We start from the raw sequence: 23,747 nt of genomic DNA on the forward strand, positions 1-23,747 counted from the left end.
CCACTTCCAGCCCGGCCCCGTCCCGGGTCCCCGGGCGCGGCCGTCACCTGGCGACGGCCAGGGCGACCCAGAGCTCGGCGCGGACCGCGGGATCCTCGAGGTCTCGGCCGACCAGTTCCGCGACCCGGCGCATGCGGTAGCGCAGGGTGTGGCGGTGCACCCCGAGCCGCTGCGCCGCCGCGTCCCAGTGTCCGTTGCAGTCCAGGTAGGCGCGCAGGGACCCCAGCAGGTCCGCGCGCGAGCCGGACTCCCTGAGCGGGGCGAGCAGCGCCGAGGAGAACGCCTCCGCCACGTCGGCGTCGAGCAGGGAGAGCAGTCCCTGGCCCGCCAGGTCGGCGAAGCGCACCACCCGCGCGGTGCCGTGCCCGGCCGCGGCGAGCGCCCGGCCGGCCTGGTCGAGCCCCGCGCGCAGGTCGCCGAGACCGACCGGATCGCCGACGCCGACGAGGCCGTGCTCGCCGAGCGCCGCGGCCACGGCACCGGCCCGCGAGGCCGGGACCAGCAAAACCACCCTGTCACCGCCGGCGTCACCGTCGGCCGCCGCGAACTCGCTCCCGGCGGCCTCCAGCAGCGCCTCCGGCTCTCCGGCGCAGGCGACCACCACCAGCGGCCCGCCGTCGAGCCGCTCCCCCAGCCGCTCCAGCGTCTCGCGCCCGGCGTCCGCCTGCCCGGCCAGCAGCAGCCGCAGCACCGCGGAGCGGACCCGGCGCTCGGCGGCCAGGTGCTCCCCGCCGTGCTCGACGGCGAGCGTCAGCAGGGACGCGGCGGCGTTGACCACGGTGTGCGCGACCGGGGTGAAGGACCGGCCGGCGCCGACGGCGAGGAACCCCCTGACGCGGCGGGCCCCGAGGGGCCGCACGATGACGTGCTCCTCGGGCGAGGAGAGCGCCACGCTCGCGGGGGCGCCCTGGCTCGTGATCCTCCTCAGCCGCTCCAGCTCGGGGCCGAGGTCTCCGGCGGCCGCCGCCGCCGCTCCCCTGCCCGCCAGATGCCGTACGGTCCCCGCCTCGTCGAGCAGGATCGCCCAGCCGCCCAGCTCGCGGGCCAGGCGGTCGATCACCGCGCGCGGGCCCTCCGGGCGCAGCGCGGCGCGGGTGAGGCGGCCCTGGGCGGCGAAGGCGTTGCTGAGCTCGTCGTACTGCTCGGCGGCGATCAGCTCGCTGACCGTCTTGCCGATGGCGACGAACGGGGTGTCGCGCGGCACCTCGACCAGCGGCAGCCCGGCCCGCGCGGCGGCCTCGACCAGCGCCTCGGGGATCGTCTCGTGCCCGAGCCCGACGCCGAACCCGAGCCCGGCGACCCCCCTGGCGACCAGGCGCTCGACGTAGGGACCGGCGTTGCCGGCGTCCAGGCGCATGCCCGTGGTGAGGACGAGCTCGCCGCCCTCCAGGAACGGGGTGGGGTCCTCCAGCTCGCTGACCGCCACCCAGCGCACCGGCCGGTCGAGCGCCTCCCGCCCGGCGAGCACGACGAGCCCGAGCTGCAGCCTCCGCATGACGGTGCTCAGCGTCGGCGCCACCACCACCCCCGTTTTATACGTTATGTCTATTCTGCTCCCTGCAATTTTGCCATAGTGCATCATCGGCACACCGGCATTCGCGACATAGCTTCACATCATGAGCACCGTCACCGAGGGCGGCCCCTCGCTTCCGCAGGAGCGCCGCCTCGTCACCGAGATTCCCGGCCCGAGGTCCCGCGAGCTGCTCGCGCGCAAGCAGGCCGCCGTGCCCCCGGGCATCGGCACCACGCTGCCCGTCTTCGTGACGCACGCGGGAGGCGGTGTCGTGGTCGACGCCGACGGCAACTCGCTGATCGACTTCGGCTCCGGCATCGCGGTGACCGGTGCCGGCAACTCCGCCCCGCGCGTCGTCGAACGGGTGCGCAGGCAGGTGGCGGACTTCACCCACACCTGCTTCATGGTCACGCCGTACGAGTCGTACGTGCGGGTCGCCGAGAGGCTCAACGAGATCACCCCCGGCGACCACGAGAAGCGCACCTTCCTGCTCAACAGCGGCGCCGAGGCCGTGGAGAACGCGGTCAAGGTCGCCCGCCACGCCACCGGCCGCCAGGCGGTCGTCGTCTTCGAGCACGGCTACCACGGCCGGACCCTGCTGACGATGACGCTGACGGCCAAGAACATGCCGTACAAGCACCGCTTCGGCCCGTTCGCCCCCGAGGTCTACCGGGTGCCGCTGGCCTACCCGTTCCGCTGGCCCACCGGCCCGGAGAACTGCGCCGAGGAGGCCGCGGCCCAGGCGATCGACCAGATCACCAAGGAGATCGGCGCCGAGAACGTCGCCGCCGTGGTGATCGAGCCCATCGCGGGCGAGGGCGGCTTCATCGAGCCCGCCAGGGGCTTCATGCCGAGGATCCTGGAGTTCTGCCGCGCCAACGGCATCGTCTTCGTCGCCGACGAGGTCCAGACCGGCTTCTCCCGTACCGGCCACCTGTTCGCCTGCGAGGACGAGGGCATCGTGCCCGACATCATCGTCACCGCCAAGGGCATCGCGGGCGGCCTGCCGCTGGCCGCCGTCACCGGCCGTGCCGAGATCCTCGACAAGGTCCACGCGGGCGGCCTCGGCGGCACCTACGGCGGCAACCCGCTCGCCTGCGAGGCGGCGCTGGGCGTGCTGGAGAGCATCGAGGCCGACGACCTGACCGGGAAGGCCCGCCGCATCGGCGAGACCATGCTCCCCCGGCTGCGCGCCATGGCGGAGCGGAACCCGGTGATCGGCGACGTGCGAGGCCGGGGCGCCATGATCGCCATCGAGCTGGTCGTCCCCGGCACCAAGGAGCCGCACCCCACGGCGGCGGGCGAGATCGCCAGAAGGTGCCACGCCGAGGGCCTGGTCGTGCTGACCGCGGGCACGTACGGCAACGTGCTGCGCTTCCTGCCGCCGATGGTCATCCCCGACCACCTCCTGGAGGAGGGACTCGCGATCCTGGAGAAGGCCGTGAACGAGGTCTGATCGTTTAGAACGCACCAAAAGGGGCACCCGGCTTGATGTCGAGTGTCCCTTTTGCCGTTATACGGCTCGCATGTAGGCCGTGATTTAACCCCCGCTTGGCATCCGCCACAGCGATCACGGGCTGCGACCGCGTTATAACGGTTCCGATAAGAAAGTGCGCGATCAACACAGGAAACGTGTCGACGTCCTCCCCGCGGCCGAGCCACGGGAGAAAACAAGGGGTCACCACGCTGGAGGTATTTAGCATGAACTGGGGGCCGCCCAGAACGGCAAACGTCACGATGACCTTCGATCCGGAAGGGCTGACCCGCACCCAGCGTGAGGGCGACGCCTGCGTGGCCTGCCACAAGAAGTGGCCCCGCCCGCGGATCAGGATCGGCCGCCTTCCCGACGGCACAGCCCTCTTCGCCTGCCCGGAGTGCGCCGACGCGCTGCTGCCGCAGCAGGACGACACCCGCTCCCTTCCCCGGCGCGCGGCCTTCTTCTGACCTTCCCGAACCGCTGATCCTTCCCCGGACCCCGAACCTCCCCGGACCGCCGGTGCGGGCCCCGCGCGGGCCCCGCGTCGGCCACGAGACCGGCTCACCCGGCGGCCCGCCAGGAAGCGACCCACCCGGCAGCCCATCCGAACCGGTCCGCTCCGGTAGTTTCTCCACATCGAAACATCGAAGCAGCAGAGCAGCGGAGCACCGGAGCGCGCCCGCACGCCCGGGTCCGAACCGCCGTACGGCCGGGGACGGCACCCGCGCCCCGGGGAGGGCGAGAGCCCTTTCCCGCGCGGACGGATGTCGAGACCGGTTCCCCCGCTCCGACCTGCCTGTGAGAGGCACCCGCGCCGGGCGCCGCGAGCACGAGGAGCGAGACCGTGAAGTACATGCTGCTGATCTACAGCAACACCGCGACCTGGGAGACCCTCTCCAAGGAGGAGCTCGACGGCCTGATGGGCGAGGCCGACGCCCTCATGAAGGAACTCGCCGACTCCGGGGAGTGGGTCGGAGGGGAGGCGCTCGCCGATCCGTCGCAGACCAGGACCGTGCGGGTGCGTGACGGCGTCCCCGCGACCACCGACGGGCCGTTCCTGGAGGCCAAGGAGCACCTGGCCGGATACTGCGTGATCGACTGCGAGACCCCCGAGCGGGCGGCCGAGATCGCCGCGCGCTGGCCGGACGCCCGGCTGTGCGCGATGGAGGTACGGCCGATCATGGACGGGGCCGGCACCGAGGCGTGACCGTTACCACCGAGGCCGAGGACCTGCTGCGCGAGCTCGCGCCGCAGGTCCTCGGCGTGCTCGTCCGGCGCTACGGCCACTTCGACGCGTGCGAGGACGCGGTGCAGGAGGCGCTGCTGGCCGCCGCCCTGCAGTGGCCCGAGCAGGGCCTGCCGGACAACCCCCGAGGCTGGCTGATCACGGTCGCGTCCCGCAGGCTGACCGACGAACTGCGCAGCGAGTACGCGCGCAGCCGCAGGGAGAACATGGTCGCGGCGCGGGCGCCCGCCGACGAGTTCCTGTCACCCGCCGCCGACGCCGAACCCGCCGGCGGGCAGGACGACACCCTGACCCTGCTGTTCCTGTGCTGCCACCCCGCCCTGACCCCCGCCTCGCAGATCGCGCTCACCCTTCGGGCCGTCGGCGGTCTGACCACCGCACAGATCGCCCACGCGTTCCTCGTCCCCGAGGCGACCATGGCCCAGCGCATCAGCCGGGCCAAGCAGCGGATCAAGAGCACGGCCATCCCCTTCGCGCCGCCTCCCGAACACGAACGGGCCGAGCGGCTGCGGGTGGTCCTGCACGTGCTCTACCTGATCTTCAACGAGGGCTACACGGCCACCTCGGGTCCGGACCTGCAGCGCCGCGAGCTGACCGGCGAGGCGATCAGGCTCACCCGCGCGGTTCACGGGCTGCTGCCCGACGACGGCGAGGTGACCGGGCTGCTCGCCCTCATGGTGCTCACCGACGCCCGGCGGCCGGCACGCACCGGCCCCGGTGGCGCGCTCATCCCGCTCGCCGAGCAGGACCGGAGCCTGTGGAGCGGGACGTCGATCGCCGAGGGGGTGGCGCTCGTCACCGACGCGCTGGTGCGGGCCCCGCTCGGCCCGTACCAGCTCCAGGCCGCGATCGCCGCGGTGCACGCCGAGGCGGTGCGCGCGGAGGAGACGGACTGGCCGCAGATCCTCGCGCTGTACCGGCTGCTCGAACACCTCGCCCCCAACCCGATGGTCACGCTGAACCACGCCGTCGCGCTCGCGATGGTGCGGGGCCCGGAGGCCGGGCTCGACCTGCTCACGACCCTGGAGGCCGACGACCGGATGGCCGGGCACCACCGTTTGCACGCGGTGCGCGCGCACCTGCTGGAGACGGCCGGTGACCACGAGGCCGCCCGGGCCGGCTACCGGGAGGCCGCGCGGCGCACCACCAGCCTCCCCGAGCAGCGCTATCTGGAGGGCAGGGCCGCCCGGCTGGCGCGGCCGGACCCCTAGGCGGCCTTTACGAAGTAAGCCTTCGAAGGGGCGGGGAGGGCGTCAGGCGGACAGGAGCGTCCTGGTGGTCTCGTCGCGCATGCCCCACGGCGAGCCGTAGGCGTTGAGCAGCTCCAGGAAGGGCACCGCGTCGAACGCCTCGGGGCCGAGCACCCCGCTGCCCGACCAGGCGCCGGTGGCCAGCAGTTCCAGGGCGACCACCGGGTGCACGGCCGTCTGCCAGACCACGGCCTGGCAGCCGTACTCCCGCATCGACCACTCGTTGTCGACCACGTGGTAGAGGTAGACCTCGCGTGGCGCGCCGTCCTTGCCCACGCCCTTCACCCAGGTCCCGGCGCAGGTCTTGCCCCGCATCCGGTCGCCGAGCGTGGCCGGGTCGGGGAGGCTGGCCGCGACCACGTCGCGCGGCGAGGCCTCGACGCCGCCCACCTTGATCTTGTTCGCGTTGTCCAGGCCGAGCTTGTGCAGGGTCTTCAGCACCCCGATGAACTCCTCGCCCAGGCCGTACTTGAACGTCACCCGCTTGGCGTCGATGTAGCGGGGCACGAGGAGCACCTCCTCGTGCTCGACGTTGACGCACTCGACGGGCCCGATCCCCTCGGGGAAGTCGAACACCTCGGGCTCGCTGAACGGCTCGGTGGTGTGCCAGCCGCCGTTCTCCCAGATCACCGGCGGGTTGAGGCACTCCTCGATGGTCGTCCAGATGGAGAACGTCGGCGCGAAGTCGTAGCCGTCGACCACCAGGTTGGAGCCGTCACGGATGCCGATCTCCTCGATGGTCTCGAACAGGTGCTCGGCGGCGTAGCGCGCGAACACGTCGGCCAGCCCCGGCTCCACGCCCATGCCGACCAGCGCCAGCCCGCCCTTCCGGCGCCAGGCCTCGCCCAGGGCGAACTGCTCGTCGCCGAGCTTCACCCCGGTCAGCTCGTACGGCCTGCGCGGGTGGGGCCGCGACAGCGACATCGCCATGTCGAGGTAGTGGGCGCCGGCGTTGAGCGCCGCCTCGAACAGGGACATGGTGAAGCGGGGGTCCACCGCGTTGAAGAGCACGTCGCAGCGGTGCTCGGCGAGGGCGGCCTCGACCGCGGCCCGGTCGGAGGCGTCCAGCCCGATGGCGCTGAAGCGCGGGTCCGCGATCCTGGCCACGACGGCGGCGGCCCGGTCCTGTTGAGAGTCGGCGACCACGATGTGTTCGAAGAAATCTCGGCGTGCGGCGATCGGCACGACGGCGGACCCGACGCCGCCCGCTCCGACAAGAAGGATTCTCATGACGGGTAGCCTACCCACTGACTGGTTGACCAGTCGATATACGAATCATGATTTTCCCACTGAATCCATCGTTGAAAGCGATCATGACAACGAAAAGCGCGGCCATATGCGAGACACACGGACATGCCGGAAGAAGGGGCTCGCGAGGAGGACGGCGGGCCGACGAGCCCGTCAGGCTCGAACCGGCCCCGCCGGAACCCGATCCGCCAGGACCCGATCCGCCGGAACCCGATCTGTCGGGCTCGGCCCCGTCAACCTCGGCCCCGAGGGGAACCGGTCACTTCACGAGCTGTTTCCAGCGCTCCACCCAGTCGGTGTAGTCGGTGCATTCCCCGCCCCGGCCCCCGCAATCGCGCGTCGGGCGGGTGGCGAAGTGGATGTCGCGCAGCCACCGGCTGTCACGCAGGCGGTAGATCTCGCACATCCGGCGGGCGGGCCCGCCGCACGCCTCCGGGTCGGCCGGGGCGAGCCCGGTCCAGGCCGCGGCGGGGCGCTGCGCCGCCGAGGTCATCCAGTTCAGCCACCGGTAGGCGCAGTTCGGGCTGGCGGGCCTGGCCGCGAGCATCCACGAGTCGACCCACCCGGTCACCGGCGCCGCCGACACCTTCATCGGCCGGCCCGCGCGTCGGAAGAGGTCCAGGTGGTACGGGAGTGCCTGGGCGATCCGCACCGGCCCCGCCGACAGGGCTCTCACCAGTTCCAGGGAGCCGTCCCAGTAGACCCTGTCGGGACCGGCGCCCTCGGCGAGGAGTTTCACGGCGGCGTCGAGCTGGGCGGGGGTGAGCTGGAACGGGTCCTCGATCTCCAGCTCCGGACGCGTCCCGCCGAGGGCGAGCGCGGCGTCGGCGATGCTCAGCGGGCTGTTCCTGATCGCCGCCGGGGCCGCTCCGTAGAGCGCCGACGGTTCCTTGGGCCCGCCCTCCTCGTGGACCACCTGGTTGACCCCCCACAGGTAGGGGATCCCGTAGACCCTGCCGTCCACGCGCAGGCCGGGCAGCTCGCGCAGGCGCTTGGGAATGTGCTTGTAGCCCGCGACCAGCGCCGTGTCCAGCGGCGCCACCTTCCCCCGCGCCACCAGCTCACCGGCCAGATCCGGGGCGGGCGAGACCGCGTCGTAGGAGCCCTCGGCGAATCTGGCGGCCATCTCCTCACTCGTACGGACCCGGTCGAGCTTGACGACGCAGCCGGTCTCCTGCTCGAAGGGCGTGAGCCAGTTGGCCCGCGAGCTGGTCCCGCCGTACTCGACGTATCCCTGGAAGGTCAGCACCTGGAGCGTGCCCTCGCCCTTGCCGATGGACGCCGACGGCATGGGTGTCGGCGTCGGCGTGGGTGTCGAGCCGGGGGTCGTGCCGGACCCGGGGGTGGGCGTGGCGGCGGGTGTCACGGCCGTGGCGGAGGGCGAGGGGCCGCGCACCGGCCTGGCCGTGCTCACGACTCCCGCCTGGGCGCAGGCGGCGAGTGCCAGCCCTCCCGCTCCCAGCAGCGCGCCGAGACGCGCCCGGCGGAGCCTGTCCCTGCCCACGAGGCCCACGAGGTTTCCTCCCGACGTCGCCACCGACCTGCCCGGGAGCCTACCGGCCGATCGCCCGACCCGGGACGCCCGCGAACGCACGGCCCCGTACGCCGCACCGGAGGAATCGGAGACACCGGGAGAGGCCGGAGAATACGCGAGCCCGCGCCCCGGCAGGAGGGGCGCGGGCTCGCGGTCCGGAGGTTACCCGTTGGTCGGGAAGCCGAGGTTGACGCCACCGTGGCTCGGGTCGAGCCATCGGGAGGTGACGACCTTGCCCCGGGTGTAGAAGTGCACGCCCTCGGTGCCGTGGACGTGGGTGTCACCGAAGAGCGAGGACTTCCAGCCGCCGAAGCTGTAGAAGGCCATCGGCACCGGGATCGGCACGTTGATGCCGATCATGCCGACCTCCACCTCGTTCTGGAAGCGCCGGGCCGCGCCGCCGTCGTTGGTGAAGACCGCGGTGCCGTTGCCGAACTCGCCGCCGTTGATCAGCTCCAGGCCCTCCTCGTACGAGGAGACGCGGACGATCGCCAGGACCGGGCCGAAGATCTCCTCCCGGTGGACCCGGGAACCGGCGGGCACGTGGTCGAGGACCGTGGGGCCCAGCCAGAAGCCGGGGGTCTCCTGGGCGGCGGCGCCGCCCAGGACGGGGGTCAGCCGGCCGTCCACGACGAGCTTCGCGCCCTCGGAGACGCCCAGGTCGAGGTAGGAGACGACCTTGTCGCGGTGGGCCCCGGTGACGAGGGGGCCCATCTGGGAGGAGGGGTCGTCGCCGGGGCCGACGGTCAGCGCGGACACCCGGGAGACGATCCTGTCGACCAGTTCGTCCCCGACCGGGTCCACAGCCAGCACCACGGAGATCGCCATGCAGCGCTCCCCCGCCGAGCCGAAACCGGCCGACACCGCGGCGTCGGCGACGAGGTCGAGATCGGCGTCGGGCAGGACCAGCATGTGGTTCTTGGCGCCGCCGAGCGCCTGGACCCGCTTGCCGTGGGCGGTGCCGGTCTCGTAGACGTACCTGGCGATGGGCGTGGACCCGACGAACGAGACCGCGCGCACGTCCGGGTGCTCCAGCAGCCGGTCCACCGCCACCTTGTCACCCTGGACGACGCCGAAGACGCCGTCGGGCAGCCCGGCCTCCTTCCAGAGCGAGGCCATCAGCAGCGACGCCGAGGGGTCCTTCTCCGACGGCTTGAGGACGAAGGCGTTGCCCGCGGCGATCGCGATCGGGAACATCCACATCGGCACCATGGCCGGGAAGTTGAACGGGGTGATCCCGGCGACGACGCCCAGCGGCTGCCGGATCGAGTAGGAGTCGACCCGGGTGGAGACGCCCTCGGAGAAACCGCCCTTGAGCAGGTGCGGGATGCCGCAGGCGAACTCCACGACCTCCAGGCCCCTGGCGACCTCGCCCAGCGCGTCGGAGTGGACCTTGCCGTGCTCCTCCGAGATGAGCCGGGCGAGCTCGTCGCGGTTGGCGTACATCAGCTCGCGGAAGCGGAACAGCACCTGCGAGCGCTTGACCAGCGAGGCGTCCCGCCACGCGGGCCAGGCCGCGACGGCGGCGGCCACGGCCGCGTCGACCTCGTCCGCGGACGCGAGGTGGACCCGCCCGGAGACCTCTCCCGTCGCGGGATCGAAGATCTCGGAGGTGCGGCCGGAGCCCTCGACGGGGCCGCCGCCGATCCAGTGGGTGACGTTCTTCACGAGGCGACCTCGGCGTTGACGGTTTCGAGCGCGTTGACGATGATCCCGAGTCCCTCGGCGGCCTCGTCGAGGGTGAGGGTGAGCGGCGGGGCCATCCTGAGCACGTTGCCCTTCAGGCCGCCCTTGCCCGCGAGCAGGCCGGACTTCCTGGTCTCCTCCATGAACCGGGTGGCGAGGGCCGGTGAGGGCTCGCCGGTCGCCGGGTCGACCAGCTCGACGGCGAACATCAGGCCCTTGCCGCGGACGTCGCCGACGATCGGCAGGCGCGGCGCCGCCTCGCGCAGCCCGTCGATGATCAGGGCGCCGGTCCTGGCGGCGTTCGCCTGCAGGTCGTGGTCGAGGACGTAGTCCAGGGTGGCGTTGGCGGCGGCCATGGAGATCGGGTTGCCGCCGAAGGTGGCCAGCCCGACCGCGTGGAGGTTGTCCATCAGGTCGCCGCGGGCGACGACGCCTCCCACCGCGAAGCCGTTGCCCAGCCCCTTGGCGAAGGTCATCATGTCGGGCGTGACGCCGTGGTTCTGGATGCCGAAGAAGGCCGAGCCGGTGCGCCCCCAGCCGGTCTGCACCTCGTCGGAGACGAACAGGATGCCCTCGGCGTCGAGGACCTCCTTGTAGGCGGCGAACAGCCCGTCGGGGGGCATGGTGAAGCCGCCCACCCCCTGGATCGGCTCGGCGATCAGCGCCGCCACGTCGCCGGCGACGGCGGTGGAGAGCACGTGGCGCAGGTCGTCGACGCAGGCGGCGATGTAGTCGCTGTCGGACAGGCCGCGGAACTGGGCGAGGTGCCGGTCGGCGCCGTGCAGGAAGTGCACGTTCAGCGGCGACAGCGAGTTGTTCTTCCACGCGCGGTTGCTCGTGACGCTGACCGCCCCGAAGGAGCGGCCGTGGTAGCTCTGCCGCATGGCGAGCACCTGGTCGGACTTGCGCGCGTACGTCGCCAGCAGCAGCGCGGTCTCGTTGGCCTCGGTGCCGGAGTTGGTGAAGAAGACCTTCGCGTCCGGGATGCCGGAGAGCCTGGCGATCTTCTCGGCCAGCTCGACCTGGCCGCGCAGCAGGTAGACCGTGGAGGTGTGCACCACGCCGGTGGCGATCTGCCGCTCGACGGCCTCCCGCACCTCGGGCACGTCGTACCCGATCATGTTGGTCAGGATCCCCGCGAAGAAGTCGAGGTAGCTCTTGCCCGACGCGTCGACGACGCGGTTTCCCTTGCCCGAGACGATCTCGATGGGCTCGTCGTAGTAAAGGGCCAGCCAGTTGGGCATTACCGCGCGGTGGCGCGCAAGGAGGTCCGACATGTATCGAGTATCGCCTCTCGATGTCACCGCTCATACCTGCAACATGTCGGGATGTTCGCGCCGAACCCGTCACACTGTCAGGTCTCGCCGGCGTGGATCGCCCCGCGAGGGGTCTGTGCGGCTCGCGCCCCGCGACACGTCCCGTGCGGCTCGCGCCACGCGACGGATGGCGCGAGCCGCACAGGAGGGCCGGACGGAGCACCCCCCAGGTTCCCCGTCCGAGCTTCGTCAGTCATGAGGCCGGGCTGAGTCCAGCATCGCCCATGTTTCCTATCAAAGCAACCTGAAATACATGAATTCTGCCCGGTTCTCACGGCCCGCCGGGCACGAGCGCATGACGTGCGTCGCCCGGAACCCGGATCCGGGGCTTTGGCCGGACCCGGGCATCGGCAGCATCGGCGACATCGGCAGCCCCCGGGTACGGCCGCGACGCGCCGGTGGCCGGCCTGCCCGGGCAGGCCGGCCGGCGGTGGGCGAACGCACGGGATCGACGGCCCGGAGAACCTCTCAGCTCTCCGTTCTCACCAGGTCCGCGTCCGAACCGGCCCCGGGTGCGGGCACGGGCACGGGGCGCAGCACCACGAACGCCAGCGTGGCGGCGGCCAGGGTGAATCCGACCCCCACCCAGGCGCCGAACGACATGGCCGAGACGAACGCCTCGCGCGCGGTCCCGATCACCCCCGCGTCTCCCAGCCGCAGCGCCTCGGCGATCGACTCGCGCGCGGCGGCCGGGGCGTCGGCGGGCATCGACGAGGTGTAGACCCCGGCCAGCACGCTGCCGAGCACGGCGACGCTCAGCGCCATGCCGACCTGCTGGACGGTGTCGTTGAGCGCCGACCCGACACCGGCGTGCGCGGGCGGCACCGCTCCCATCAGCGTCGCGTAGGCCGCCGGCCCCGCCAGGCCGCCGCCGATCCCCATGAGCATGAGACCGCTGATCATCAGGCCGTACCCGGTCTCGGCGGTCATGAAGGCGAGCACCCCGAAACCGCCGGCCATCACGGCGAGACCGACGGCGACCAGCACCCGGTTGCTGACCTTCCGCCCCAGACCGGCACCGACCCCGTTGAACAGCGCGGCGGCCACGGCGTACGGCAGGAGGGCGAAACCTGCCCGCATGGGGCCATAGGCCAGCACGAACTGCAGGTACTGGGTGAGCATCAGCAGCAGCGCGCCCGTGCCGAACGACATCAGCACGATCGAGAACGAGGCCCCGCTGAAGTTCCGGTCGCGGAACAGCTCGAGCGGGAGCATCGGGTGTTCCGACCTGAGCTCCCAGATCACGAACGCCGCCAGCGCGATCACCGCCACCCCGGCGGCGACGAGCGACTCCGCCGAGGTCCAGCCCGCTTTCGGCGCGGAGATGACCACGTAGACCAGGGCGCTCATGCCGACCGTGGACAGCACCACGCCGGCCGGGTCGAGCCTTCGCGCCGGACCGCGCGACTCGGGCATCAGCAGCGCCGCCGCGATCACGGCGACGACCGCGACCGGCACGTTGAGCAGGAAGATCGACCACCACTCGTAGTGCTCGAGCAGGAAGCCGCCCAGCGTCGGGCCGGCGATCACGCCGACCATCGCCACCGCGCTCCACGCGGCGATCGCCTTGCGGCGCTCCTCGTCGTCGAAGACGGTGATCAGGATCGACAGGGTGCTCGGCATCAGGATGGCGCCGCCGACGCCCATCAGCGCGCGGGCGCCGATCAGGTGCCAGGGCTCGGTGACCAGCATGGCGAGCAGCGAGGCGCCGCCGAACAGCACCAGGCCGATGATCAGGAAGCGCTTGCGTCCGTAGCGGTCGGACAGGCTGCCGGCGGTGAGCAGCAGACCGGCGAAGACCAGGATGTAGGCGTCGATGATCCACTGGATGTCCGCCGGACCGGCCCCCAGGTCGACCATGAGGGCGGGGATCGCCAGGTTCAGCACGGTGTTGTCCACCACGAGGACCAGCAGGCTCAGGCAGAGCACTCCGAGGATCCACCAGCGCCTCGGATCGCGTTCGACTCGTACAGTGTTCGATTTCACTCGCACACTGTACGATAGCCTCGAACAGTGTGCCATCGGATTTATGCTTGAACGGTGAAAGAGCATCTGAGCTCCGTCTGGACACGCGAGCGGCGCGCCGCGAAAAGCCCGACCCTCGGCCGCGCGCAGATCGTGCGCGCGGCGATGGAGCTGCTCGACGCCGAAGGGCTGGACGCGCTGAGCATGCGCCGCCTGGGGGCCAGGCTCGGCTCGGGGACGACCAGCATCTACTGGCACGTGGCCAACAAGGACGAGTTGCTCGAGCTGGTCCTCGACGAGGTCTACGGCGAGTTCACCGTCCTGAGCGTCCAGGAGACCACCTGGCGCAACGCCGCCACCTCCTTCGCGTACGGCATCCGCCAGGCGCTCTTCAGACACCCCTGGGTCATCGGTTTCATCGGGACGACCCCCGCCATCGGCCCCAACGCGATGCGGATGATGAGCGGTCTCGTCGCCACCTTCGACCACGCCGGGTTCCGCGGCCTCGACCAGGACTACGCCGCCTCGACGCTCATGGCCTACGTGTTCGGGGTCACCGCGCCCGAGCTCTCCTGGCGGTCCATGCTGGACCGGACGGGCCTCACCTCCAACGAGCTGAACGCGTCCATCCAGCCCACGTTGGAGAAGGCCGCGGCCGACCATCCGGAGCTGGCCGCCCGCTACGCCGAGTTCAGGCGCATGGACGTCGACACCGCGAGGGCGCTCAACTTCGAGTTCGGCCTGACCTGCTTCCTCGACGGCCTGGAGGCCCGCCTGAACCGCGCCGCGTCACCTCTGGCGTCGCGGGGCCGCGCGGAGCCGGACACCCCGGCCGCCGGGGACGAGGCCGGAAACGCCCCCGGGAGACGCCGGGGGTGAACCGAGGGTGAACCCGGGGGACGCCGCAGTGCCCCCGGGAGACGCCGGGGACGGTACGCGGAACGGCGCCGGACGCCCCCGCCGCCCTCGCCCTAGATCTCCAGCCACCGCTGGATGCGGCGGAGCAGCTCCTGGGCGTCGACGGGTTTGGTGACGTAGTCGCTGGCCCCCGCGGACAGGGTCTTCTCCCGGTCGCCCTGCATGGCCTTGGCGGTCACCGCGATGATCGGCAGATCCGCGAAGTCGGCCATCTTGCGGATGGCGGCGGTCGCGGCGTAGCCGTCCATCTCCGGCATCATGATGTCCATCAGGACCAGGTCGATGTCCTCGTTGCGCGACAGGATCTCGATGCCCTTGCGGCCGTTCTCCGCGTAGAGGACCTGCATGCCGTGCAGCTCCAGGATGTTGGTGAGCGCGAAGACGTTGCGGACGTCGTCGTCGATGACCAGGACCTTCCTGTCCACCAGCACGGCGTCCACCTCCTCCACCGGCTGCGGCCGCTCGTCGGGGCTGGCCTGCACCAGGGGCAGCACGTCGCCGGGCTCCGGCGCCGACAGGTGCAGGGTGATGCGCTCGCGCAGCTCGTCGAGGCTGGGCAGGCGCTCCAGCGGCTGGGTGTTGGACCGCCCCTTGAGGAGGTTCTCCTGCGGCCGGGTGAGCGTGCGGGTGTGGTGGGCGAGCACCGGCAGCCCGCGCAGCACCGGGTCGTCGTCCAGCATGCGCAGGAAGTCGGCCGCCCCGTCCTGGCGCATGCCCAGGTCGAGCACGATGCAGTGGTGGTCGTCCGCGGCCAGGATCTCCAGCGCGGAGACCGGGTCGTTGGCGGTCGACACCTGGACGGGACCGTGCGTCTCGGGCAGGTCGGCCACGACGCTCTCGGCCAGCTGCGAGAGCAGCCCGTTGGGGCGGGACTCCACGACGAGCAGGCGCCGCCCGTCCGCCCCCGGGAATCTCTCGAGGGGCGCGGCCACCGGCGCGTGATGTGCCGGGAGGACCGGGGCGGACGCGGTGCCGGGCTCGCCTCCGGTGCGTGCGCGGGCGGCGCCCGGGGTGAGGGCGGCGATCGGCAGGTAGAGGCTGAAGGTGCTGCCGGAGCCCAGGGCGCTGACCGCCCGGATCTCGCCGTTGAAGAGCGCGGCGATCTCGCGGCTGATGGACAGCCCCAGCCCGGTGCCGCCGTACTTTCGGCTGGTCGTGCCGTCGGCCTGCTGGAAGGCGTCGAAGATCTGGGAGAGGTTCTCCTCGGCGATGCCGATGCCGGTGTCGACGACCTGGAAGGCGAGCACCTCCTGCCCGTACGCCCCCGGCAGGTTCATCGCGCCCACCCGCTCGATGCGGAGCTCCACCGAACCCTTCTCGGTGAACTTCACCGCGTTGGAGAGCAGGTTCCGCAGCACCTGCCTGAGCCGCTGCTCGTCCATGAGCAGCTCCTCGGGCACGTCGGGGGCGACCACGACGTCGAACCGCAGCCCCTTCTCCGTGGTCAGCGGGCGGAAGGTGGCCTCGACGTAGTCCAGGAGCTGGCGCAGCGGCAGCGGCTCCAGGCTGATGTTCATCTTGCCCGCCTCGATCTTCGACAGGTCGAGGATGTCGTTGATCAGCTGGAGCAGGTCGGTGCCCGCCGAGTGGATGACGTTGGCGTACTCCACCTGCTTGGCGGTGAGGTTGCGGGCCGGGTTCTGCGCCAGCAGCTGGGCCAGGATGAGCAGCGAGTTGAGCGGGGTGCGCAGCTCGTGGCTCATGTTGGCCAGGAACTCGCTCTTGTACTTGGAGGCCAGCGCGAGCTGCTTGGCCCGGTCCTCCAGCTCCTGCCGCGCCTGCTCGATCTCCCTGTTCTTCGTCTCGATGTCGTGGTTCTGCCGGACCAGCAGCTCCGCCTTCTCCTCCAGCTCGGCGTTGGAGCGCTGCAGCTCCTCCTGCCCGACCTGGAGCTCGGTCGCGAGGCGCTGCGACTCGGTGAGCAGGGAGTCGGTACGGGCGTTGGCGACGATCGTGTTGACGTTGACGCCGATGGTCTCCACCAGCTGCTCCAGGAAGGCCCGGTGCACCTGGGTGAAGCGGTTGAGGCTGGCCAGCTCGATCACCCCGAGGACCTGGTCCTCGACGATGATCGGCAGCACGATGAGGTTGACCGGGCCGGCCGCTCCCAGGCTCGAGGAGACGGTGATGTACCCGGCGGCGATGTCCTCGACCAGGATGGACCGCTTGGCCACCGCGGCCTGTCCCACCAGGGAGTCCCCGAAGAAGTGGCGGCGGGCGGTCTCCCGGTGGCCGTAGCAGCCGACCACCCGCAGCTCCGAGCCGTCCGGCTTCTCCTCCGCGAGCAGGAACGTGCCGTGCTGGGCGGAGACCAGCGGGGCCAGCTCGTTCATCACCAGCTCGGCCACGACGGCGAGGTCGCGGTGGCCCTGCATCAGCCCGGAGATGCGGGCCAGGTTCGACTTGAGCCAGTCCTGCTCCTGGTTGGCCAGGGTGGTCTCGCGCAGCGACTTCACCATGGAGTTGATGTTGTCCTTGAGCTCGGCCACCTCGCCCGAGGCGTCGACGGTGATCGAGCGGGTGAGGTCGCCCGAGGTCACCGCGCTGGTCACCTCGGCGATGGCCCGCACCTGGCGGGTCAGGTTTCCGGCCAGCTCGTTGACGTTCTCCGTCAGCCGCTTCCAGGTGCCGGACACGCCCTCGACCTCGGCCTGCCCGCCCAGCCGCCCCTCGCTGCCGACCTCGCGGGCCACCCGGGTGACCTCCGCGGCGAACGACGACAGCTGGTCGACCATCGTGTTGATCGTGGTCTTCAGCTCCAGGATCTCACCCCGGGCGTCCACGTCGATCTTCTTGGTCAGGTCGCCCTGCGCGACCGCCGTGGTGACCTGCGCGATGTTGCGCACCTGGTTGGTCAGGTTGTTGGCCATCGAGTTGACGTTGTCGGTGAGGTCCTTCCAGGTGCCGGCCACGTTGGGCACGCGCGCCTGTCCTCCCAGCTCGCCCTCGGTGCCGACCTCGCGGGCCACCCGGGTCACCTCGTCGGCGAACGCGCTCAGCGTGTCGACCATGGTGTTGATGGTCTGGGCGAGCGCGGCGACCTCGCCCTTCGCCTCGACGGTGATCTTCTGCGACAGGTCTCCGCGGGCGACCGCCGTGGTGACCTGCGCGATGCTCCGCACCTGGCTGGTCAGGTTGTTGGCCATCGAGTTGACGTTGTCGGTGAGGTCCTTCCAGGTGCCGGAGACCCCTCGCACGGTGGCCTGGCCGCCGAGGTTGCCCTCGGTGCCGACCTCGCGGGCCACCCGGGTCACCTCGTCGGCGAAGGCCGAGAGCTGGTCGACCATCGTGTTGATGGTCTCCTTCAGCTCCATGATCTCGCCGCGCGCGTCGACCCGGATCTTCTGCGACAGGTCGCCCTTGGCCACCGCCGTGGTGACCTGCGCGATGCTCCGCACCTGGGCGGTGAGGTTGTCGGCCATCACGTTCACCGACTCGGTCAGCGCCTTCCAGGTGCCCGAGACGCCCTTGACGTCGGCCTGCCCGCCCAGCCTGCCGTCGGTGCCCACCTCGCGGGCCACCCGCGTCACCTCGTCGGCGAACGACGACAGCTGGTCCACCATCGTGTTCAGCGTGTTCTTCAGCTCCAGGATCTCGCCCCGCGCCGAGACCGTGATCTTCTGCGACAGGTCACCACGGGCGACGGCGGTGGCCACCTGCGAGATGTTGCGCACCTGGTCGGTGAGGTTGCCCGCCATGTAGTTGACGGAGTCGGTGAGGTCGCGCCAGGTGCCCGAGACGCCCTTGACGTCGGCCTGCCCGCCCAGCCTGCCGTCGGTGCCCACCTCGCGGGCCACCCGCGTCACCTCGTCGGCGAACGACGACAGCTGGTCGACCATCGTGTTGATGGTGTTCTTCAGCTCCAGGATCTCGCCCCGGGCGTCCACGGTGATCTTCTGCGACAGGTCGCCCTTCGCCACCGCCGTGGTGACCTGCGCGATGCTCCGCACCTGGTCGGTGAGGTTGCCCGCCATGAAGTTGACCGAGTCGGTGAGGTCGCGCCAGGTGCCGGCGACGCCGGTCACCTCCGCCTGCCCGCCCAGCCTGCCCTCGGTGCCCACCTCGCGGGCCACCCGCGTCACCTCGTCGGCGAACGACGACAGCTGGTCCACCATCGTGTTCAGCGTGTTCTTCAGCTCCAGGATCTCACCGCGCACGTCCACGGTGATCTTCTGCGACAGGTCGCCGGTGGCGACCGCGGTCGCCACCTGGGCGATGTCGCGCACCTGGTCGGTGAGGTTGCCCGCCATGGCGTTCACCGAGTCGGTGAGGTCCTTCCAGGTGCCCGAGACGCCCGGCACCTCGGCCTGCCCGCCCAGCTGCCCCTCGGTGCCCACCTCGCGGGCCACCCGGGTCACCTCGGAGGTGAACAGCGACAGCTGGTCCACCATCCCGTTGAAGACGGTGGCGATCTCCTGCAGCAGCCCGTCGCCGTCCTCGGGCAGATGCGTGCCGAAGTCGCCGTCGCGCACCGCGGTCAGGCCCGCCAGGAGCTGCCGGAGATCGAGCTCCTCCACGCCTGAAGCGCCCTTCGTGGCCCTGCTCCGCACCGTGCCGGCGGTCTCAACCATGTCCACCATCGCGCCCCTCGGCCGTAAAAGGTGAGGTAATCCTAGGCTGGCGAAAAGCGGTCGGGAAACGGGGGAACCGGGGCGTACGGACGCGAGGGCGGGCGGGAAAACGGACAGTGCCGAACAAGCTGTAAAGCACATGCCGCTCGCGTTTACATGCTGATCGGATATTCTTGGCGGGTGCTCCCTACTGTCGCCGACGTCCTCGCTCTGGACACCGTTCGCCGGGGCAACCCGCGGGTCGTGGCGGGAGCCGACCGGCTGGACAGCCGGGTGCGCTGGGTGCACGTGGGCGAGGTCACCGACATCGCGCACCTGCTGCGCGGCGGCGAGCTCGTGCTCACCACCGGCATAGCGCTGCCCGACGACCCCGGCAAGCTGGCCGACTACATCTCCGAGCTGGTCACCGTGGGCGCGTCGGGACTGATCGTGGAGCTGGGCCGCAAGTTCATCGGCGAGTTGCCCGGCGCCGTGGTCCGCGCCGCCGAGGATCACGGCCTTCCCCTGGTCACCCTGGCCAGGGAGACACCGTTCGTGCAGATCACCGAGTCGGTGCACGCCCGGATCATCGACGCCCAGCTGGAGGAGCTCCGCGCCTCCGAGCAGCTGCACGAGGTCTTCACCGAGCTGTCGGTCGAGGGCGCCTCCCCCGCGGAGGTCCTCGGCCAGGTCACCCGGCTGTCCGGCTACCCCGCGCTGCTGGAGAACCTCGCGCACCAGGTGCTGGCCTGCGAGACCGCCGGGCGCGACACCGGATCGCTGCTGGCTGGCTGGGAGACCCGTTCCCGCGCGGTCGCCCCCGACCTGCGCACCGCCTACGACGCGGCCTCCGGCTGGCTGGTCACCATGGTCGGCGCGCGGGGCCAGGACTGGGGCCGCCTGATCCTGCTCTGCGACGCGGAGCCGGGGCCACGCGACATCGTGCTCGCCGAGCGCGCCGCGACCACTCTCGCCCTGGGCCGCCTGCTGGAGCGCCACCAGGAGTCACTGGAACGCCAGGCACACGGCACGATCATCACCGGCATCCTGACCCACGCGTACGCCGACCCCGAGGAGGCCGCGGCACGCGCCCGCGCGGTCGGTGTGCCGCTCACCGGTCGCAAGCTCGTCAGCGTGGTGCTCCGCCTGGCCGAGTCGGCGGAGAACCTACCGGACGGCCAGGAGCAGCTCGCCCGGCTGGGCGAGCTGGCGGACGCGGCCTCCGCCGCCTGCCGCGAGGCCCGCCTTCCCGCCCTGATCGGCGCGCTGGACCAGAACCGGGTCGGCGTCCTGCTCCCCCTGCCGCCGCGCGTCCTGCCCGAGTCCGCGCTGACCACACTCTCCGACCACCTGCGCGTGGCCTTCACGATCCCCTTCGTCCTCGCCGCCGGCTCCGTGGTCGAGTCGGTCCGCGACGTACGGAGGAGTTTCCTGGAGGCCGAGCAGGTCGCCGACGTCGCCGTCAGGCAGCCCGACGGCCGCCCCTTCTACCGGCTGCCCGATCTCCGCCTGAGAGGCCTGCTCCATCTTCTGCGCGACGACGCCCGGCTGCAGACCTTCGCCGAACGCGAGCTCGGCCCGCTGCTCGCCCACGACGCCCAGCGCGGCGGCGACCTCACCAGGATCCTGCGGGTCTATCTCGACGCGGGCCGCAACAAGGCCGTCGCCGCCCAACGGGCCCACCTGTCCCGCCCCGCCTTCTACGACCGCCTCCACAGGCTGGAGCGCATCCTCGACACCGATCTGGACGATGTCGAATCCTGTCTCTCCCTCCATGTCGCCCTCCTGGCGCTGGAGTCCTTCCGAAGAGACAGTCCCCGTTCCTGAAAGGCCCCCATGACCGAGATCTTCGTCCCCGAGACCGCCGATCTGTCCCGGATGGTCACCGCCGCCGGGGCGTTCTCCGTCCCCACCGACGACGTACGGCTGTCACCCGGCGAGCTGGAGCCCCACCAGATCCTGGCGGGCTCCCCGCGCGTCTCGTCGATCGAGCTGTGGTCCTCGCCGGACGGTAGGCAGAGCCGGGGCATCTGGGAGATCACGCCGGGCACGGTGGTCGATGTGGAACGTGACGAGATGTTCGTGGTCCTGTCCGGCCGCGCCACGCTGGAGGTCGACGGCGGCGCCACCCTGGAGCTCGTCCCCGGGTCGGTCTGCCTGCTCGCCGAAGGCGCCAAGACCGTCTGGATCGTCCACGAGACCCTGCGCAAGGTGTATCACTGCGTGGGCTGACCCGCGCATCGGGGACCCGGGTCGTACGACGCCCCGATGCCGTACGACCCGCGAACGCTTCTCAGGATTCTTCTCTCAGGACGCTTCCGGGCTTCCCCGCGACCGGACCCGGCCGAGTCGATGGTGTCCGGTCAACCGTGATGCCGGTCAACCGTGGTGTCCGGTCAACCGTGTCTGTCGGATGCGGTGTCCATGCGGACGTGGTCGACGGGATCGTCCGCGCAGATGTGGAGATCCCAGCGGCGCGGACGCGTCAGGATCGCTCCGAGGATGACACCGAGGAACACACTTGCGGTGATCACGATGAGAACGCTCAGCCCCATGACGGCTGCCTCTCGTAAAGATGTGCCGCTTGATCTGAGGAAATGCGGCCTACCGCACCGTAGCGCCGCTTTCCCGCCCGCGTGGCGAAACATCCGGGGACTAATCCTTATTGACCAGGCCTGTTGGCCCATTGACCAGGCCATTGGCCCGGTTCATTGACCCGGCAGGGGCCTTGGCGGGTATGCGAATTCCCCTTCGGCCGTCTCCCCTGCGGCCATACGGTCTCGCGTGAGTAATGACACTTTCTTGGGATGTTTCGCGTGTTTCGCTCCCCTGCGCCTGTGGATCTCGGCACGATGGTGCACGAAGTCGGAGACCAACGGGGAGAGATGCACATGTCGCGACACCTTGTCGCTGGATTGACGGCCCTGACACTCACCGCCGTGGCGATTCCCGCCTCGGCGGAGCAGGCGAGTTCGGGGTTTCCCTCCTCGGCGTTCCCGCTGGGCGTGAGCATGGCCCCGGTGAAGAACCAGCAGAGTGTGGCGCCAGGAATTACCCTTTTCAGTGTGAAACACGGCAAATCTACCCAAGGGTGGACAGTTTCCGCTCTTATGCCCAACGGGCATGATGCCGGTTCCCTTGCCACCGCGCAGACGGTGGCCCAGGCGGTGGAGGCCGCGGGATTCACCCCTGAGATCCTGAAGGTCGTGCAACCCGCCGCCTCGGACGCTCCCGCCGTGGAGCGTTACATGGTCCGGACCGGCCTCTGGTCGTTCGGCCAGCGGGCCAAGGCCGACAAGGTCGTGAAGGAGCTCAAGGAGTTCGACGTCCGCGCCAAGACCGACTATCTCGGTGACGACGGCACCGAGACCACCGGCCCCTGGGACATGCGCGTGCTGATGGTCAACCCGAAGGTGTTCAAGGGGTCGTTCAAGGCGAGCGTCGGCAAGAGCGTTGCCAAGCGCGAGAGCACCAGCTCGATGTCGAAGCTGACCGGCGCCATCGCCGGGGTCAACGGCGGCTTCTTCAACATCCACACGGCCAAAGCCCTGCAGGGGGACCCGGTCGGCGTGTCCGTCGTGGGCGGCAGGCTCCTCAGCGAGGCCGTGCCCGGCCGTAGCGGTCTCGTCATCACCCAGGGCCGCAAGGCGCGGATCACCGAGCTGAAAACGACGGTCACCGCGATCTCCTCCGACGGGACGAAGACCGAGGTCAACGGCATCAACCGAGCCGCCGGCACCGACGAGCTCGTCCTCTACACCGAGGAGTTCGGTGGCAAGACGGCCGCCGACGGCGGCATCGAGATCGTCGTCGACGCCGCCCAGGGCAAGGTCATCAAGGTTCGCCAGGCCGGCGGCATCGTCGCCCGGGGCACCTACCTGCTCCACGGCACCGGCCTCATGGCCGTCTGGCTCCAGGAACACGCGCAGGGAACCTGGATGAAGGTGGACAACAAAGTCATCGACCTGCGCACCCAGCAGGCCATACCGCTCACCCCGGAGACACACGTCATGGGTGGCGGAGTCGGACTGGTCAGGAACGGGCGGGTACGCATCACCGCGGCGGCCGACGGACACGCCTCGATCAACATGATGCTCCGGCGCCACCCGCGCACGATGGTCGGCGTCGACAAGTCGGGCGGGCTGATCCTGGCCACCGTCGACGGACGCAACCCGGGTGTCGCCGTGGGCGCCTCGATGGTGGAGGCGGCCCAGCTGATGCGGTGGCTGGGAGCCAAGCAGGCCATCAACTTCGACGGCGGCGGCTCCAGCGTGATGGTCGTCGGCCACAAGGCCGTGAACCGGCCTTCGGACGGGGCGGAGCGGACCGTGGGCGACGGTCTCTTCATCACACCCTGACGAGCGATGATCAAAACGGAGAAGCCCCGGCCCAGAAGGGCCGGGGCTTCTCCGTTGTCCGGGGCTTCTCCCTGGTACGGGGCTCTCGTTCGTCCGGGATTCTCGTTCCAGGGTTCCCGGCGATTCCAGGTTCCCGGCAATCGGGGTTTCTGGCTACGAAGTCGCCGTTCCGGCACCTGGTGCGACTTCGAGAACCCGGTGCGACTTCGAGAAGGCCGGTGAACTCGAGAAAGCCGCGTGAGAAGACCGTTCAGCGGACCGTGAAACGGGCTGTGAGCGAGAGCTGTGAGCGAGAAGAACCCGTGAAAACACGAAGGCCCCCACCAAATGGTGGGGGCCCTCAAAAGATTGTCCGGCGGTGACCTACTCTCCCACACCGTCCCCGGTGCAGTACCATCGGCGCTGAAGAGCTTAACTTCCGGGTTCGGAATGTAACCGGGTGTTTCCCCTTCGCCATAACCGCCGTAACCCTATGAAACACACAAACACTGTTTGCTGTCTCAGAATTGCGTAGTGGACGCGAGCAAGACCTTGGTCTGGCGCTGCTCCGGACCCGGCGAAGGGACAGAGCGCTGCACAGACCAAGCATTATGCTTTGTGGTCAAGTCCTCGGCCTATTAGTACTGGTCAGCTCCACACATTACTGCGCTTCCACTTCCAGCCTATCAACCCGGTCGTCTACCGGG

The 23,747-nt window shown here is 70.5% G+C and carries 15 protein-coding genes and 2 rRNA genes; 8 read left to right on the forward strand and 9 right to left on the reverse strand.

The annotated features are described in order from the left end of the window. Positions 1-43: 43 nt before the first annotated feature. Positions 44-1,525 (reverse strand): PucR family transcriptional regulator, encoded by a 1,482-nt coding sequence (locus AB0F88_RS05990; protein ID WP_362677833.1) that lies wholly within the window; start codon positions 1,523-1,525, stop codon positions 44-46. A 91-nt stretch (positions 1,526-1,616) separates the two neighbouring features. Here AB0F88_RS05990 and gabT point away from each other — a divergent pair, with 91 nt between their 5' ends. From gabT to AB0F88_RS06010, 4 genes are all read left to right on the forward strand, one after another. Then, positions 1,617-2,969: a 4-aminobutyrate--2-oxoglutarate transaminase gene (gabT, locus tag AB0F88_RS05995; RefSeq protein WP_362677835.1), complete on the forward strand. Its 1,353-nt coding sequence runs from the start codon at positions 1,617-1,619 to the stop codon at positions 2,967-2,969. A 245-nt stretch (positions 2,970-3,214) separates the two neighbouring features. Then, positions 3,215-3,457 (forward strand): hypothetical protein, encoded by a 243-nt coding sequence (locus AB0F88_RS06000; RefSeq protein WP_362677837.1) that lies wholly within the window; start codon positions 3,215-3,217, stop codon positions 3,455-3,457. Between the two features lie 386 nt (positions 3,458-3,843). Next, positions 3,844-4,197 (forward strand): YciI family protein, encoded by a 354-nt coding sequence (locus AB0F88_RS06005; protein ID WP_362677975.1) that lies wholly within the window; start codon positions 3,844-3,846, stop codon positions 4,195-4,197. Continuing rightward, positions 4,194-5,447, forward strand: a complete 1,254-nt coding sequence (locus AB0F88_RS06010) for a DUF6596 domain-containing protein (protein WP_362677839.1) — start codon at positions 4,194-4,196, stop codon at positions 5,445-5,447. Before AB0F88_RS06005 ends, AB0F88_RS06010 begins: the two co-directional genes overlap by 4 nt. A 42-nt stretch (positions 5,448-5,489) precedes the next feature. On the opposite strand, the gene AB0F88_RS06015 is transcribed toward AB0F88_RS06010, so the two are convergent. From AB0F88_RS06015 to AB0F88_RS06035, 5 genes are all read right to left on the reverse strand, one after another. Continuing rightward, positions 5,490-6,716 carry a saccharopine dehydrogenase C-terminal domain-containing protein gene (locus AB0F88_RS06015; RefSeq protein ID WP_362677841.1) on the reverse strand — a complete coding sequence of 409 codons (1,227 nt, stop codon included), beginning with the start codon at positions 6,714-6,716 and terminating at the stop codon, positions 5,490-5,492. A 277-nt stretch (positions 6,717-6,993) separates the two neighbouring features. After that, positions 6,994-8,247 carry an extracellular solute-binding protein gene (locus AB0F88_RS06020; protein ID WP_362677843.1) on the reverse strand — a complete coding sequence of 418 codons (1,254 nt, stop codon included), beginning with the start codon at positions 8,245-8,247 and terminating at the stop codon, positions 6,994-6,996. 183 nt (positions 8,248-8,430) lie between these two features. Then, on the reverse strand, positions 8,431-9,936 hold the full coding sequence (locus AB0F88_RS06025; protein WP_362677845.1) for a CoA-acylating methylmalonate-semialdehyde dehydrogenase: 1,506 nt from the start codon (positions 9,934-9,936) through the stop codon (positions 8,431-8,433). Beyond that, entirely contained in the window at positions 9,933-11,231 is a 1,299-nt protein-coding gene (locus AB0F88_RS06030; RefSeq protein ID WP_362677847.1) for an aspartate aminotransferase family protein, read from the reverse strand. The genes AB0F88_RS06025 and AB0F88_RS06030 overlap by 4 nt, the downstream gene beginning before the upstream one ends. 507 nt (positions 11,232-11,738) lie before the next feature. Next, a complete protein-coding gene (locus tag AB0F88_RS06035; protein WP_362677849.1) occupies positions 11,739-13,256 on the reverse strand; it encodes an MFS transporter in 1,518 nt (505 codons plus the stop codon). Between the two features lie 54 nt (positions 13,257-13,310). On the opposite strand from AB0F88_RS06035, the gene AB0F88_RS06040 reads away from it, so the two are divergent. Beyond that, complete coding sequence (locus tag AB0F88_RS06040) at positions 13,311-14,114, forward strand: TetR/AcrR family transcriptional regulator (protein WP_362677851.1); 804 nt, start codon at positions 13,311-13,313, stop codon at positions 14,112-14,114. Positions 14,115-14,206: 92 nt separating this feature from the next. Here the strand turns inward: AB0F88_RS06040 and AB0F88_RS06045 are convergent, their stop codons facing one another. Continuing rightward, complete coding sequence (locus AB0F88_RS06045; RefSeq protein WP_362677853.1) at positions 14,207-18,724, reverse strand: HAMP domain-containing protein; 4,518 nt, start codon at positions 18,722-18,724, stop codon at positions 14,207-14,209. Between the two features lie 180 nt (positions 18,725-18,904). Between AB0F88_RS06045 and AB0F88_RS06050 the strand changes: the two genes are divergently transcribed. The 3 genes from AB0F88_RS06050 to AB0F88_RS06060 all read left to right on the forward strand — a co-directional run bounded on the left by AB0F88_RS06050 (position 18,905) and on the right by AB0F88_RS06060 (position 23,061). Continuing rightward, on the forward strand, positions 18,905-20,530 hold the full coding sequence (locus tag AB0F88_RS06050) for a PucR family transcriptional regulator (protein ID WP_362677855.1): 1,626 nt from the start codon (positions 18,905-18,907) through the stop codon (positions 20,528-20,530). A 9-nt stretch (positions 20,531-20,539) separates the two neighbouring features. Further along, the gene (locus AB0F88_RS06055) at positions 20,540-20,935 is read left to right on the forward strand and encodes a cupin domain-containing protein (RefSeq protein WP_362677857.1); all 396 of its coding nucleotides are present in this window, start codon (positions 20,540-20,542) and stop codon (positions 20,933-20,935) included. Between the two features lie 878 nt (positions 20,936-21,813). Beyond that, a complete protein-coding gene (locus tag AB0F88_RS06060) occupies positions 21,814-23,061 on the forward strand; it encodes a phosphodiester glycosidase family protein (protein ID WP_362677859.1) in 1,248 nt (415 codons plus the stop codon). Positions 23,062-23,411: 350 nt separating this feature from the next. Here the strand turns inward: AB0F88_RS06060 and rrf are convergent. Together rrf and AB0F88_RS06070 are read right to left on the reverse strand one after the other, a co-directional pair. Next, positions 23,412-23,528: ribosomal RNA gene (rrf, locus tag AB0F88_RS06065) — 5S ribosomal RNA — on the reverse strand. Between the two features lie 130 nt (positions 23,529-23,658). After that, positions 23,659-23,747, reverse strand: a 23S ribosomal RNA gene (locus tag AB0F88_RS06070); the annotation flags it as partial.

It is taken from the genome of Streptosporangium sp. NPDC023963 (assembly GCF_040639135.1).
In the GTDB taxonomy this organism is placed as follows: domain Bacteria; phylum Actinomycetota; class Actinomycetes; order Streptosporangiales; family Streptosporangiaceae; genus Streptosporangium.